The 14,126-nt window shown below is 39.5% G+C and carries 14 protein-coding genes; 10 read left to right on the top strand and 4 right to left on the bottom strand.

Annotation, left to right across the window (positions count from 1 at the left end; translation table 11 throughout):
• Positions 1-37: 37 nt before the first annotated feature.
• The 6 genes from AC6CH1_RS00790 (at position 38) to AC6CH1_RS00815 (ending at position 3,814) form a co-directional block, all read left to right on the top strand.
• The gene (locus AC6CH1_RS00790) at positions 38-880 is read left to right on the top strand and encodes a flagellar hook-basal body protein (protein WP_498316001.1); all 843 of its coding nucleotides are present in this window, start codon (positions 38-40) and stop codon (positions 878-880) included.
• A 63-nt stretch (positions 881-943) separates the two neighbouring features.
• Positions 944-1,783, top strand: a complete 840-nt coding sequence (locus AC6CH1_RS00795) for a flagellar hook-basal body protein (RefSeq protein ID WP_251689844.1) — start codon at positions 944-946, stop codon at positions 1,781-1,783.
• 28 nt (positions 1,784-1,811) lie between these two features.
• The gene (locus AC6CH1_RS00800) at positions 1,812-2,102 is read left to right on the top strand and encodes a DNA-directed RNA polymerase subunit beta (RefSeq protein ID WP_498316003.1); all 291 of its coding nucleotides are present in this window, start codon (positions 1,812-1,814) and stop codon (positions 2,100-2,102) included.
• 200 nt (positions 2,103-2,302) lie between these two features.
• On the top strand, positions 2,303-2,740 hold the full coding sequence (gene fabZ, locus AC6CH1_RS00805; RefSeq protein ID WP_079524660.1) for a 3-hydroxyacyl-ACP dehydratase FabZ: 438 nt from the start codon (positions 2,303-2,305) through the stop codon (positions 2,738-2,740).
• 193 nt (positions 2,741-2,933) lie between these two features.
• Positions 2,934-3,317, top strand: a complete 384-nt coding sequence (locus AC6CH1_RS00810) for a hypothetical protein (RefSeq protein WP_087615657.1) — start codon at positions 2,934-2,936, stop codon at positions 3,315-3,317.
• A 104-nt stretch (positions 3,318-3,421) separates the two neighbouring features.
• Complete coding sequence (locus AC6CH1_RS00815) at positions 3,422-3,814, top strand: hypothetical protein (RefSeq protein WP_251689842.1); 393 nt, start codon at positions 3,422-3,424, stop codon at positions 3,812-3,814.
• 170 nt (positions 3,815-3,984) lie between these two features.
• Here the strand turns inward: AC6CH1_RS00815 and AC6CH1_RS00820 are convergent, their stop codons facing one another.
• The gene (locus AC6CH1_RS00820) at positions 3,985-4,935 is read right to left on the bottom strand and encodes a nuclease-related domain-containing protein (RefSeq protein WP_498316005.1); all 951 of its coding nucleotides are present in this window, start codon (positions 4,933-4,935) and stop codon (positions 3,985-3,987) included.
• 123 nt (positions 4,936-5,058) lie between these two features.
• On the bottom strand, positions 5,059-5,502 hold the full coding sequence (locus tag AC6CH1_RS00825; protein ID WP_413079018.1) for a YwpF family protein: 444 nt from the start codon (positions 5,500-5,502) through the stop codon (positions 5,059-5,061).
• Between the two features lie 256 nt (positions 5,503-5,758).
• Between AC6CH1_RS00825 and AC6CH1_RS00830 the strand changes: the two genes are divergently transcribed.
• The gene (locus AC6CH1_RS00830; protein WP_498316007.1) at positions 5,759-6,169 is read left to right on the top strand and encodes a single-stranded DNA-binding protein; all 411 of its coding nucleotides are present in this window, start codon (positions 5,759-5,761) and stop codon (positions 6,167-6,169) included.
• A gap of 173 nt (positions 6,170-6,342) precedes the next feature.
• Here AC6CH1_RS00830 and AC6CH1_RS00835 read toward each other — a convergent pair whose 3' ends face one another.
• Both AC6CH1_RS00835 and AC6CH1_RS00840 read right to left on the bottom strand, forming a co-directional pair.
• Entirely contained in the window at positions 6,343-9,120 is a 2,778-nt protein-coding gene (locus AC6CH1_RS00835; protein ID WP_498316009.1) for a DEAD/DEAH box helicase, read from the bottom strand.
• A gap of 29 nt (positions 9,121-9,149) precedes the next feature.
• Entirely contained in the window at positions 9,150-10,724 is a 1,575-nt protein-coding gene (locus AC6CH1_RS00840) for an SWIM zinc finger family protein (RefSeq protein WP_498316011.1), read from the bottom strand.
• Between the two features lie 317 nt (positions 10,725-11,041).
• Here AC6CH1_RS00840 and AC6CH1_RS00845 point away from each other — a divergent pair, with 317 nt between their 5' ends.
• The 3 genes from AC6CH1_RS00845 to AC6CH1_RS00855 all read left to right on the top strand — a co-directional run bounded on the left by AC6CH1_RS00845 (position 11,042) and on the right by AC6CH1_RS00855 (position 13,987).
• The gene (locus AC6CH1_RS00845; protein ID WP_079524668.1) at positions 11,042-11,521 is read left to right on the top strand and encodes an IDEAL domain-containing protein; all 480 of its coding nucleotides are present in this window, start codon (positions 11,042-11,044) and stop codon (positions 11,519-11,521) included.
• A gap of 382 nt (positions 11,522-11,903) precedes the next feature.
• Positions 11,904-13,172, top strand: coding sequence for a nucleotide sugar dehydrogenase (locus AC6CH1_RS00850; protein WP_427711354.1), 1,269 nt, complete (start codon positions 11,904-11,906; stop codon positions 13,170-13,172).
• 80 nt (positions 13,173-13,252) lie between these two features.
• Positions 13,253-13,987 (top strand): WecB/TagA/CpsF family glycosyltransferase, encoded by a 735-nt coding sequence (locus tag AC6CH1_RS00855; RefSeq protein WP_498316014.1) that lies wholly within the window; start codon positions 13,253-13,255, stop codon positions 13,985-13,987.
• Positions 13,988-14,126: the final 139 nt, after the last annotated feature.

The following is a 14,126-nucleotide window of genomic DNA, read 5'->3' on the forward strand; positions in this document are numbered from 1 at the left end:
ATAAATGATAAATACGGCATAATTTGAGGTGAATTGAGTGTTTAAAGGTTTTTATACAGTAGCTACAGGAATGGTTGCACAACAACGTAAAACTGAAATTTTAACGAATAATATGGCCAATGCCAATACACCTGGCTTTAAATCAGACCAAACGACAATTCGTTCTTTCCCGGATATGTTGATGTCGGCAGTAAATTCGACAACAATTCCGACTGAAAACGGGTTTACAGTAAAGAATCTTAATCCGGTTGGTGCGGTGAATGCGGGTGTTTATTTACAGGAAACAATGCCGAACCAAACGCAAGGTCAGATTTATTCAACCGGTTTAAATACAGATATCGCGCTTATCAATAGTTCGATGCCCACTGACGAAACATCGGGAAATTCAGGACAAATATTCTTCCGCTTAGAAAATGAATCCGGAACAGAAAGCTATACACGTAACGGGAATTTTACGCTGGACGGGCAGGGGAACTTAGTAAACCCCCAAGGACTATTCGTATTGGATGCAAATGGGGAACGACTGCAATTTGATAACGACAATATTCGCATCAGTTCGGACGGGGCGATTTTTGACGAAAATGATATGCAGATCGGAACATTAGGTGTCGCATTTTCTGGAAACCCTGACGTACTTGTGAAGCGTGACAATGGGTTATTTAATACATTGGATGGTGTCGATCTACCATCTGCCTATGGACAGGCAAATGTACAGTTTTCTATGCAGCAGCAATATTTAGAAGGCTCCAATGTCGATGCTTCTAAAGCAATGACAGATCTATTAACTGCATACCGTGCATTTGAAGCAAACCAAAAAGTGCTGCAGGCCTACGATAAGAGCATGGAAAAAGCAGTTAATGAAATTGGACGAGTTAATTAAACAAGGAATAGCGATTATTTTCATTAGCTGACGAATTTTCGTATAATTAAGGAGGTGCGGGAAATGTTACGTACAATGGTGAGTGCGACAAATACATTATCTCAACTACAGCATCAGTTGGACACAATCAGTACAAATATCGCAAACAGTAATACAACAGGCTATAAAGCACAGCAGGCAAATTTTACGGAAATGCTGTATCAGCAATTTAATAATGATGAATTAGACCGCACTGTCCGAGACACACCTGTAGGCATTCGTTATGGTGTCGGTGCACAGATCGGATTAATCCAATCAAATCAGACACAGGGATCATTGCAAGTAACAGACCGCGATTTAGATTTTGCATTAACAACAAAGAATCAATATTTTAATGTGTTAATGCAAAGTGAAGAAGGCGATGTGCGAACTGCATATACCCGTAACGGTAGCTTCTATGTTACACAGACAGAACCTGGCATTCTTTCACTTGTAAATAGTGACGGATACCAAGTTGCAGATGCAAATGGACAGCCAATTACATTCCCGGATAATGTAACAGGCTTTACGATGGATTCAGACGGTTCGTTAGTGGCAAGCTATGAAAATGGCACACCGCTAAAGTTCCAGCTTGGAATTTCTGAACTGCAAAAACCAAATGTAATGGAAAAACTGCAAGGCGGGACATATATTGGCTTACCGGAAAATCTGGATGCACTTGGCTTCACGCAAGCGCAGGTACTGACAGATCTGCAAGGTGCCAATCGTCAAGTGGGTATTCAAAAAGGTGCACTTGAAATGTCGAATGTAGATGTATCAAAAGAGATGACAAATTTAATTCAAGCACAGCGTTCATATCAATTTAATACACGTGCGATTACAATTGCAGACCAAATGCTTGGGTTAATTAACGGTATTCGCTAAACGTGCGACATTGTTAAGGAGAAGTTTTATGACGAATGAGTTAGAGACACAGACAGAGCAAAAAGAGCCTGCAGCCAAAAAGGCGAGACGCCGCGTAAAGAACGTTTCGGAGCCGCAAACGGATCAGCCTATTGGTAAGGTTCGGCTTCGACTGCTTCCAATCTGGCTACGGATAATAATCGTAATTCTATTATTTTTAGTAGCAGTAATTGTAGGACTGGTTGTGGGCTACAGTGTTTTAGGGGACGGCGCAGCATCGGATGTTTTAAAGTTGGAAACATGGCAGCATCTTCTCGATATTATAAATGGTAAAGAGTAGAGGGATTGTCGGGAAAGCCATTTCCGAGCAATCCCTTTACAGCAAATATGCAAAAATTTAGTTTACTAATTTTTATTGGAGCAAAAAGCCGGCTGAAATTCCAGGTTCTTTCTCCAATATTTGCATCGCTTTACCAGAACATACATAAAAATAAACAATTATCTACATAATATTATAGAGGAAACAAGGGGGATTTTTTAATGTTAAACGCAGAGCAAATTCAAAATATTTTACCACATCGCTATCCATTTTTATTAGTTGATCGCATTCTGGAAATCGAAGAAGGAAAGCGCGCACTTGGATTGAAAAATGTATCGATCAACGAAGAATTTTTTAACGGACATTTCCCTGGCTATCCAGTAATGCCTGGTGTCCTAATTGTTGAGGCACTTGCGCAAGTAGGTGGTGTTGCATTATTAAATGCACCAGAATATAAAGGGCGTCTAGTATTTTTAACTGGGATTGATAGTTGCCGTTTCAAGCGTCAAGTCGTACCGGGCGATCAGTTGAAGCTTGAAGTGGAATTTTTGAAATTGCGCGGGCAAATGGGGAAAGGCCGCGGTACTGCGACAGTAGATGGCGAGCTAGTTTGTGAGTGTGAGATTTTATTTGCAATTGGACCTGTACAGCCAAAATAAGGCGATTTGCAATTGGAACTCAAAGATTATAAAATATAAAGGTTGAAGAAAATCTTTAACTTCTTTAAGCAGAAGTCTCCCAATGAGATAAGATAGGTGTGGGACGATTGCCAGTGTTCACCTTTTATGGGTTTTCATTTGCCTGTAAACAATGAGCGAAGTTTGGCTTTAAACGTAGGAGGTTTTAAAATAGATGTATAAACAACTGTCTTCAGGCGTAAAAATTAGTATTACACGATCAATATCGACGTCGTTTGAAGCTTATTTAGCAAGCATTGGTTGGGATGAAGAAAAATTTTCGATGGAAGACTATATGGCAAGCTGGCAAACGTATTTTAAAGAAAATGCCGCTTGGATTGATAAAATACCGGCAGACATTTTACTTAGCCCTGAATTTCATGAAGAAATTGCTAAGAAAATGGATGAAGTCATTGCTAAAATTTTAAGTGAAGAGCCAACAGAAAAGCAAAAGAAGGAAATTGCTGAATTACAGAAACAATTAGGTACAAATTACAAATTCGACTGTAAAGCAGAAGCCGCTTATGTTGAACAGCTCTTAAAAGATAAATTGAAATAACCTCAATTTTTTGTAGGATAGATCCTTCTTTTCCCGGGCACTATATGTACGATCACACGAAGTGATTGACTCATGATTGCATATGGGAAAGGGGGGAATTTTTTATGCGAAAATCAGCACTACTTGTCGCACTTTCGCTTGGTTCACTGTTATTTCTCTCAGCGTGTAATACAAATGACAACGCTGGAGATGACAATCTAGGAAACGATGTTGAAAACGGTGTTAACGATGTAATGGATGACACACGTGACGTTATTGACGACACGGTTGATACAGTCGATCCAGACACAGATGGGCGTAGCGGTCAAAATGACATGAATGGACAAACAAATGAGAGCACGATTGACAACAATCAGAACTCAAATGTCCCGAATGGTTCAAGCGGACCAAATGGTGATAATGGCGCAACTGCACCAGGAGCTCCATCGGTAAACCAGGAAGATATCATCGAAGACCGTGATGATCGAAAGGATAAAGACCACGTAGATAATCACTAGTCTAAAGAGGGAATCAGTGTTCACTTTATGTGGGCACTGGTTTTTTTAATTTGGCGTGGCAAGTTATTCCTCACTTGAGTCAGGTTAATACAATATTTAAACCTCAAAACGGAGCAGATAATCCTCACTTAGTATGGGATGATCCTCATTTCAGATTAAATAATCCTCAATCACAATTTTTTCTTTGACCAGGATAAAATGTTCTCCGGAATAATGTAGTATGCTCCTCTTTTTGAGCCATACTTTTCGAACCCTAGTCTTGATAAAATACTCGAACAGGTTTTAATACTTGCTATTCCAAAAAACTCACGGAATTGCCGGTTAGAAATTTTAGCGCCTGTTAAGACTCGGTAATGATAAAGGGTTTCAAAGATGGCATCCCGACTTTTAGCCCGACAAATATTGCATGTAAACGTTCCGTAATGATAAACCATAAAATTTTCATAGTCACACTGTCTACAAAGAACACCCTTTTTTAACCTATTCGAACTAATGGAACTACGAAGGGGAAGGGCCTGATAAAGCTGTTTCAGTTTGGCAACGATCAGACTCATATTTGCATTGGAGTTTGCAGTATTACGATATAGGTTTTCAATAAAATTTGGAACACCGCTAATATGAAAAATCGGAAACTTCTCCAAAGATTCATCTAAAATAGCTTGTTGGTTTGCGATGACGACAGCAAAATACACTGGGATAGTGAATTGCCATTTTCGCAAACATTGTTCCAAAAATAGCTGATGCCGGTAAACTTGATCAAGGGGGTTTCGGAAGTTTTCACGTTTTTCGTTGTGGATGCGGTAAAATTCATGCTGCGCGGATTTATAAAATAAAACTCCGGACAGCAGTTTTACTTCAAAAATTACTATAAAATCTGGCGTCATTAAAATAGCGTCTATCTGATGGGAAAAGCCATTATCATTCATGCATTCAAAATTGTAGAAGATATGATGGTCTGTTTTAAAGTAATAATCGGATAGAGCCTGCTTCAACTTCATTTCGCCTGCAAATCCAACCTCCAAGCGCCGAAACTCTTGCTGGATCGCACTTGCTTCCATATCAACGGGCAAAACCCTTTTAGCTAATACTTCTATATATAGATGATGCTGCGATTTCTGCATAAACTTCACCTCCCCTTGAATATACGATACAGGGTGAGGAATGACAAATGCTCCGAAAGCGTTAATTCTACAAAGAAAACTGAAGTAAATGACCCTTTATAAATCAATTTAAATATCAAAAAACTACTTTCCGTCCTCTTCATTATTTTTCTGTAATGAAGGGCGATTGCGCATCCCTTGGTCAAATGCCTCTAGCAGCTCATCATTTCTCAAACCATCTTCAAGCAGCTGTGCCAATAATAACTCGGCATATTTTTTGCGCTGAGCTTTTAAACGGCCTTTAATAAGTACCGAAATTTTATCTCCTACTTTTGTAATCGAATGTACGACAACAGCGAATGGGGCAGGCTCGTTGTCCGGTAGCGAAATGATGGCACGCGCATCCAGCACTTCACCGGAAGTAACAAAGTTTTGGAAAAAATCGTAATATGTATCTGCTGTAAACAATTCTAAAATCCACATTTTATGGCTATTTTCCTGATTAATAATAATGCCGTCTGTTAAAGGAATTTCTTTTATTTCATCGTTTAGTAATAAATCAAAAGCAAGCATTTTAAAGGTTTTCACTTCTAAATCCCTCCTCAATTTTCTTATGTAAAAGTATAACATACAAAAAATGTGAAACTGCCAATTTCAGCAAATTGTAATATTATCTACAAGTCCATTTACATCAGCATTCTCATTAAAATGAGTGAAATACCATATAGGCGAAAAGGTATTTTTGAATCAATATTTTAGCCGAAAAATTTAAATTCGGTTTTTGCTAAAAAAGGCAGGGTTCGGCTATGCTTTAGTTAATTTTCGAAAGAAAGGAGGTCAATGAATGAATCAAGTTGGGATTGTAGGGCGAACGACGAAAGATTTGGAACTCAGGCACTTATCTGAAGGCAGGGTTCGGGCATATTTTAGCATTGCTACTAACCGTCCTTTCAAAAATAGTGAAGGGAAGGTTGACGTTGACTTTGTGCAATGTGTCGCATGGGGGAGAACTGCTGAGCTGATGGCAAAATATTGCGGGAAAGGCTCGCTCGTCGGCATTAAGGGACGCTTGCAGACAAGGACATATGTGAATCGTGAAAATCAGAAAGTATACACGATGGAAGTCCAAACAGAAGAAGTGCAGTTTTATGCTTTAAAAGCGCCGGGTGAAGCAGGAAAGCTCCAGACAACGCCCCCGATTGCCGAAGATTTCGTGCTTCCAGAACAAGAAATCAAACTCGTGCACCAACCGTAAACTTTTCCCTCTCCGATAAAACAAAAATACCCAGGAGGTGAAATGCCCAAATCTGCTGTTTGACCGCGCAGTAGTAATCATTCTTTCTCACAATCCTATAACAACTGAATAAAGTAGTGAAGTAAGCATAAAAAAGAGTCTACTTCATGGCGTAAAAGTAGACTCTTTCTAATTTATTTTATATTGCCTGTATCAAGAACAAGTAAATCCATGAGTTCTGAATCATCAAGTTCAGTCAACCATTTGCTTGATTGAATTAATTCTTCAGATAGCGCGGATTTCATTGCAATCATTTTATCGATTTTTTCTTCAATCGTCCCGATCGTCACAAACTTATGCACTTGCACAAATTGTGTTTGTCCGATACGGTATGCCCGGTCTGTTGCCTGATTTTCGACCGCGGGATTCCACCAGCGATCGGCATGGAGCACATGCGTAGCTGCTGTTAAGTTAAGACCTGTTCCGCCAGCTTTAAGCGACAGTAAAAATACAGGGAACTCTCCTGCCTGGAATTGATCGACTAAATTGTCGCGCTGATTTTTTGGCATACTTCCTGTTAAAAACGGTACATCAACATTATAAAGCTCTGTTAAACAATGCTGAATTAAATTACCCATTCCGATATACTGTGTAAAAATTAAGCATTGTTCGCCATTATCTATAATTTCCTTTGTCATTTCAATAATGCGCTTTAGCTTTACAGAACGGGAAACCATTGAATTGGCATCTTCAAAAGGTTCTTTTAAAAACAGGGCAGGGTGGTTGCACAGCTGTTTTAATTTGTTGAGCATTTTCAAAATACGTCCCTTTTTCTCAAAGCCAGTGAGCTCTTCAAGAGTAGCTAAAGTATCCTGAATATAGCCTTCATAATGTGCTGCTTGCTCAGGTGTAAGAGCACAAAATTCAAGGGATTCCTGTTTATCAGGTAAATTCAGCTGAAGCTCGGGATCGCGTTTTGAACGACGCAATAGGAACGGACGAATTTTCATCCGCAAAACACGTTTATGGAATTCCGATTCTTCACGTTCAATTGGTGTAATAAAGTTTTCGGTAAATCTTGTGAAGCTTCCTAAATATCCTTTATGGATAAAATCAAAAATGGCCCACAACTCGGAAAGACGATTCTCAACAGGTGTTCCTGTTAATGCAATATGATGCTCGCCTTTTAATTTCCGTATTGCACGGGATTGCAATGTTTGCATATTTTTTATATTCTGCGCTTCATCCAAAGCGACCGTTGCCCAGTCGATAATCTGTAAGTCATCTGCATCCTGAGTGACCGTACCATATGTCGAAAGGATAACATGCGGCCGCTGTGTTGCAATATAGCTCGTCAAGTCATCGCCTTTTAAACGACGGGGCCCGTAATGTGTATAAACTTCCAGATCAGGAGCAAAACGAGCAAGTTCCTTTTGCCAGTTGCCGACAACCGATGTAGGGCACACAATTAAGGTCGGTTTATCGATTTGCAGAACTAAAACAGTATGGAGCATATACGTAATAAGCTGAACAGTCTTACCAAGTCCCATATCATCTGCCAGACAGGCACCGAATTTCTGGTCACGCATGAAAACAAGCCATTCAAAGCCTTCCTGCTGGTATGGACGTAGCTCGGCATGAAGTTTTACAGGTACAGCTACTTTCGGCAGACCTTTTTTATTTTGCAGCTGCTCGATATACGTCTGCAGGGATTGCTGCATTTCAAATGCAAATAACGGATCATCACGCTCGGCATCATCTTCCATATCGTCTTCTATGGGAGCTGTTAAAGTTTCAGGCAGCTCACGGAACAGTAAATCGCGTACTGTCCAATTTTCTTCCTTTGCCTGATCCATCAGTTCACGCATTTCATTGAGCCATTCTGCATCAATACGGAACCATTCCGTGCCAATACGGACAAATTCACGTTTTTCATCAACGAGTTTCTGGAAGGCTTCAGCGGAAATTTCCTCACCATTCATGGAGAACTGCCATTTGAATGTCAAAATATCGTCCAGTCCTGCAACACTGCGGGCCGACTGGTTATTTGCACTGACACGTACACGCATTTTCGATTGGCGGAGTTCTTTAAGCCAAGCCGGTAAAATCACATCAAAGCCTAAAGCTTGTAACTTAGTAAGTTCGAGACGTAAAAATTCACGTACTTCCTGATCATTGAATTGTGTATGAATAAACTGCGCACTTTCAGCATTTAATTGAATTAAATCAACTATTTGATTTTGCAGCTCTTCAATGTCATTAGCAATCGCACTCCATTTTTTCGGCAGTGCATCCGATATTGGCAGTTTTAGTTTTGATGAAGCAGGTGTCCAATGTTTTGCGGCATTCGGACTAATAAGCACCGTTTCCAACAGCCAGTTTTCTTCATTTTCCTCTGGCTCACTTAAACGCAGTGCTACCTTCACACCATCGAAAACATGGGAAGTTTGCATCGGCCAGCCGCCATTTTGGAAAAATGGAATCAGTGCAAGCGTATCGTCTTTAGAAAGCCCGGCATCCATCAGTTTTTGTTCAACTGCATGCTGTAATAGGTCATTGGAAAATGAAAAGCCTTCTTCTGTTACAGTTACCTGCTGCCAAAGCTTTGGGTCATTCCAAAGCGGCAATGTCGTTTGGATTGTTTGAAAGTGATTCACAGTTTCATCATCATACGCAGCGAAATCCAAAAACGGATGACGATTTGCAGGTGACAGAACGTCTAGCAAATGAGATGCCGATATGATTAAATCACGCTCTTCCAATGAAGTGTGCAGACCGTAAAAACTTTGCTCAAATTTGAAAAAGAGTGACGGAGTCCAATTGGCTGTCGGTAAAATTAAATCATTTTTATTGTACGCAGTAGCGCGGAAGTAACCGGGACGCAGCGCTGAAAGCTTTATGCGAAAGACTTTTAGAAAGGGTAGCTTCGTATTAAATAAATATTGCATTGTATCGTTGCGCGGTAAACGCAATGTCACCTCCTATTAGCAAAATACATAATCTAGATGAGTAAATTGCTTTTATTTATCTCTTCTTGCAGTGCACGCAAACGTTTGTACTGCTGCTGCACGGCTTCAATATATGCTGTAAAGTAGTCGAGTTTTCCGGCTTTTTTGGAAGCCGATTTCATGGCACGCCAAATGCGGACTGCCTGCTTATAATTTTGCCGCGATTTCTGCTGAATTTCTTCCATCGCATAAAAATGGTAAAGAGGAAGCGCAGTTTCAGGTGACTGTGCAACAACATCCTTTAAACCGCACTGGTCTAAATAAGGAATCGATGAAGGATATAGCTGATGCAGTGCTACCCACTCGTCCAAACGATTTTGACGCAGTAAATAGTTTGAAAACGACTCAATCCCATATCTGCCAAACGAAGAGTACAGTGTGAGCTCCTCATTTTCACGTAATTGAATTTGACCGTATAAGTGATCGAGTTTACGCGTAAATTTTTGGCGACGAATCGGCAATAAGTTATCCTGCACAAACGTCTGTAAAAAAGGAAGGGCCTTTTTTAAAATAACAGTCGCCTCATCAACAAAGTCTTTCTGTAATGCATATTGGGCTATGTCGATAAACCCTTCCACATTATGTTCACTCATTGTTTCGACTGCTTGTTCCAGTTGTGGCGGGGAACTTAATAAAATATAAAAAATGGATTTTACTACATTCAATTCGATATCTGTGTTGCTATCATCGCTTTGTTCCAAAAGAGCCAGTTCATTTTTTAAGCGCTTTTGCTCATTAAATAGCTTAGTCCAAAATTGCAAATACAATGACAACCGGAATGCTGTTGCTCCTTTTTCGATAAAAAGAATCTTATGGACATTCTTCTGAATTGCATCAAAAAATGGTTCTGTTGCAAACAGCCTTGTTGTTTTACTTAATGTATCAATCGATCGCTGTATGCGGCTTAACGTATTTTCCAAAAAGAACTGAACATAATGATGGCTCAGATCTGTTTTCGTTTTGACTGCGTGTAACAGAAAGTGATTCGAAACAGCGATATCCATAAACAAGTTAAACAGCTCCTGCCATTCCTGCTCATAAGGGCGGTGGCGCTGAAGCTTAGTACGAATATTCTCAATTAAGCCCGATAACGTATACGGCTCCAATGGCTGCGGACCTTTAATTGCATAATTAAGCACTTCGTCAGCCATCATCTGCCAGTTTTCCGGACTGCGCTCTGACGCTAAAGACTGGAGCGGAACGGATCTTTTAGAACGCCAAATAGATAGCCATTGCTGCAGTGAAATAAAATACTGCGACAGCTTTAAAATAACCGCAAGTTGATGTCGGCACAGCTCCTTTTTAGGGCAGCTGCAGCTAATCTGCCGATCCGGAAAATTAATTGTCACTTCCGCTGTATTGACATCCTGGATTTGGCATACCAGTATTTGACTGAATCTTGAATAGTGCGGAGGCTTGATTGCCTGATTACGGACAGAGAACATGGCGCGTGTCACCAATTCTGCATCTTCATTTGCTGAAGGGAGAAGCTGTTCTTCAAAGGATTGTAATGTATGTTGAATAAAGTCTTTATGTGCATGGGCAATCTCGGAAAAAGATAAACTCAAAACGGGTTTCCCCTCCCTAATAATTAATTGCATTGGAAATTTTAACATCCTTCAAGGTGAAGGAAGAAAAAAAGTCGTTCCTTCCATTATAATACGAATCCGGACAAATCGGTAATGTGAAGAGACATTGAATAAATTTTTTAAGCGAATAGCACTTTTTAAAAGGTTTGAAATGTGGAAAGTGTGGGGAAACTATAAGCAACAGAGAAATTGATTTAATATTCAAGAACACCTGAATGATTGCACCCATATGATAAATGAAATTAGGTCTTATGACTCGGATAAATGCCAACAAAATAAGTGAAGGAGGAATTCCCATGATTCAAGTACAATTTATGAAGCCTTTTTATACAAAAATGACAGGCACGAAATTACGCTTAGTCTTTGCTTATCAATACTTTTCGATTACAAAAGATGAGGAAGTTTTTCATTTCATCCCGATTGAAGGGAAAGAAATGATTATTGACTTAAACTCACTGCAAGTCGAAAACTTATCGGAAGTTTTTGTATTCCAGCGCGGCAACCGTTTCGTGCGTCTCCCGCTTTATCAGCTTTTACTCGTATCAAATGTACATGAGTATTTAATGCCGATTATTGAAAATGTATCAAGTAACGTAACACCATTAAAAAATGAAACGTCACCGGTATTCGATGAAGAAGTGGAAGGAATTGTTCGGGCTTTAGAAGAAAACAACTTATCCCGTCTAATCGATGAAGCGCTCGAATCACGTGATGAAGCATTGTTCCACAATTTAATTGCGGAAAAGGAACGATTAACTGGAGGCTACGCATCGTGAGTGCCCATTTAAACTAAACCCTGTTAGCTGATCTTAGCTAATGGGGTTTTTGTTTATTACAGATCATTTCTCACCAATTAGTATAACAATCCCTTTCAAAGGCAAAATTAATAGGAAAGCTTTCACCAAACTGCTTGAAAAAGAAAAACTATTTCACACAGCGAGCAGAAAGTTGTATACTGTAATGCAGGACTAATTTTCAAGCATTTACAGGCAACCATTTGAACAACCATTCCGTCTTATAAAGGAACGGAATTTTGAAACTGTATTAAATGAAGTTAATCATTTTATTGATAGCGAATGCAGGCAAAATGCGTGAAACAAATTATACAATAATCAAACAATGAGATATAGCTTTTTTGAAAGTGAAGGAGAAACGATCATGACAAAATCAATCTGTGTCGTTGGATTAGGATACATCGGTTTACCAACGGCGGTAATGTTCGCAAATCACGGCGTAAAGGTACATGGTGTTGATGTGAATCCAGCAGCTGTGAAAAGTATTCAGGATAAACAATTACATATTGAGGAGAACGGCTTACAGGAGCGCCTGGACAAAGCGGTAGATGAAGGCTTTTTAACAGCATCAACTACACCTGTCGCTTCGGATGTGTATATTGTCGCGGTACCGTCACCGATCAATCCGGACAATACAGCGAATTTAGAATATGTTCGTCAAGCAACAGCTTCAATCGTACCTTTCGTGAAAAAGGGCGATTTAGTTATTTTAGAATCAACAGTACCACCAAAAACAGTAGAAAATGTAATGCTGCCTGAATTAGTGAAGTCTGGTTTAGAGATCGGGACAGAACTATTTGTAGCCCATTCTCCAGAGCGTGTAATTCCAGGACGCATTTTTGAAGAGCTTGTAAACAATGACCGTATTGTTGGCGGGATTTCACAAAAATCAGCAGAACTTACAAAAGAACTATATGAAACATTTGTTAAAGGTACAATTCATTTAACAGATGCAACAACAGCTGAATTAGTAAAAGTAATGGAAAACACATATCGTGATGTAAACATTGCATTTGCGAACGAACTGGCTAAAATGGCTGAGAAATTAGATGTGAACATTTGGGAAGCAATTAAATTTGCGAACTATCACCCACGTGTAAACGTCCATTTCCCAGGACCAGGTGTAGGCGGTCACTGTATCGCGGTTGATCCTTGGTTCTTAGTTGAATTAGGCGGGGAACAAGCCCAAATCATTCATTTATCACGTAACACGAATGATTCTATGCCAAGCTTCACAGCACAAAAAACACAGGCGATTTTAAACAAAAACGGTATTGCAGGTGCAACTGTTGCTGCATTAGGTTTAGCATTCAAAGGAAATGTTGATGATATGCGTGAAAGCCCATCGACAATCGTAATCGATGAGTTAGAGAAACTAGGCTTAACTGTCGTTTCACATGACCCACACATTAAGCAAAACAAACATAAAACACAAACACAAAGCATGCAGGAAGCGTTGGAGCAAGCTGATATTTTAGTGTTCCTGACAGATCACAAAGAATTCAAAGAGTTGGATCCGTCAACATTAAATGCAAAAAGCAAAATCGTATTCGATACGAAAAACTGTCTAAACCGCGAAGCATGGGAAAAAGCAGGCTTCCAGTTCCACTTACTTGGAGATGCGAAGAACTAATAATGTAAATTTGGCAGTGCGTCTAAAGCGTACTGCCTACTGTTTTTTATAGATGAATTATAAAGAAGGGAAGACTATATATGAAAGAAACCGTACTCGGCATTCAAGTAAATACCGAAAGCTATGATGAATTACTTCCAAAAGTATTTGATCAAATCGAGAAACAGCAAAAATCGTTAATCGTAGCTATTAACCCGGAAAAAATAATTAAAGCAAAAGAAGACCCGGCATTAAAAACACTTCTTAATAACGCGGAGTTTCAAATTCCGGATGGCATAGGGGTTATTTTAGCTTCGAAAATCCAGAAGGGTCAAATTACATCACGTGTAACAGGTGTCGATATGATGCTGCGTCTATGTGAAGAGGCAGCACAGCGTAAAAAACCTATTTTTCTTTATGGAGGGAAGCCGGGAATTGCAGATCAGGCCGCTAAGAAATTACAAGAACTCTACCCATCTATCCAAATTGCCGGCACACAGGATGGATATGAAAAGGATAATCATAAAGTCGTGGATAAAATTAATGAAGCGAAACCTGATTTATTGTTTGTAGCAATGGGTTCACCAAAGCAGGAGAATTGGATTAATGCGAACCGTGATCAGCTTCATCCAACAATTTACCAAGGTGTTGGTGGTTCATTTGACGTATTGGCTGGTAATGTGAAAAGAGCACCAGAAGCTTTCCAGAAAGTTGGAATGGAATGGTTTTATCGATTGATGAAGGAACCACACCGAATAAAACGCCAAATGGCTTTGCCTTTGTTTTTATTGGAAGTAGCACGAGGTCGAAAGAAGACAAGTAAACGAAAAAAATAATGTAATCTTTGTAATATATGATTGTGTATTTGTAATGTTAATGATACACTAAATTCAGTAGTGAGATTTCCTCTACGATATATTTTAAATTTTAACTTTTCCCTGCAAGGAAAAACTCGGTTGGTAGCCCGAGAAAAAG

This window comes from Solibacillus sp. GQ1 (assembly GCF_059758555.1).

Bases quoted from the DNA above. Each gene is read 5' to 3' on its own strand.
- AC6CH1_RS00795 (WP_251689844.1), top strand. From the start codon at position 944: ATGTTACGTACAATGGTGAGTGCGACAAATACATTATCTCAACTACAG.
- AC6CH1_RS00800 (WP_498316003.1), top strand. From the start codon at position 1,812: ATGACGAATGAGTTAGAGACACAGACAGAGCAAAAAGAGCCTGCAGCC.
- fabZ (WP_079524660.1), top strand. From the start codon at position 2,303: ATGTTAAACGCAGAGCAAATTCAAAATATTTTACCACATCGCTATCCA.
- AC6CH1_RS00810 (WP_087615657.1), top strand. From the start codon at position 2,934: ATGTATAAACAACTGTCTTCAGGCGTAAAAATTAGTATTACACGATCA.
- AC6CH1_RS00815 (WP_251689842.1), top strand. From the start codon at position 3,422: ATGCGAAAATCAGCACTACTTGTCGCACTTTCGCTTGGTTCACTGTTA.
- AC6CH1_RS00820 (WP_498316005.1), bottom strand. From the start codon at position 4,935: ATGCAGAAATCGCAGCATCATCTATATATAGAAGTATTAGCTAAAAGG.
- AC6CH1_RS00830 (WP_498316007.1), top strand. From the start codon at position 5,759: ATGAATCAAGTTGGGATTGTAGGGCGAACGACGAAAGATTTGGAACTC.
- AC6CH1_RS00845 (WP_079524668.1), top strand. From the start codon at position 11,042: ATGATTCAAGTACAATTTATGAAGCCTTTTTATACAAAAATGACAGGC.
- AC6CH1_RS00850 (WP_427711354.1), top strand. From the start codon at position 11,904: ATGACAAAATCAATCTGTGTCGTTGGATTAGGATACATCGGTTTACCA.
- AC6CH1_RS00855 (WP_498316014.1), top strand. From the start codon at position 13,253: ATGAAAGAAACCGTACTCGGCATTCAAGTAAATACCGAAAGCTATGAT.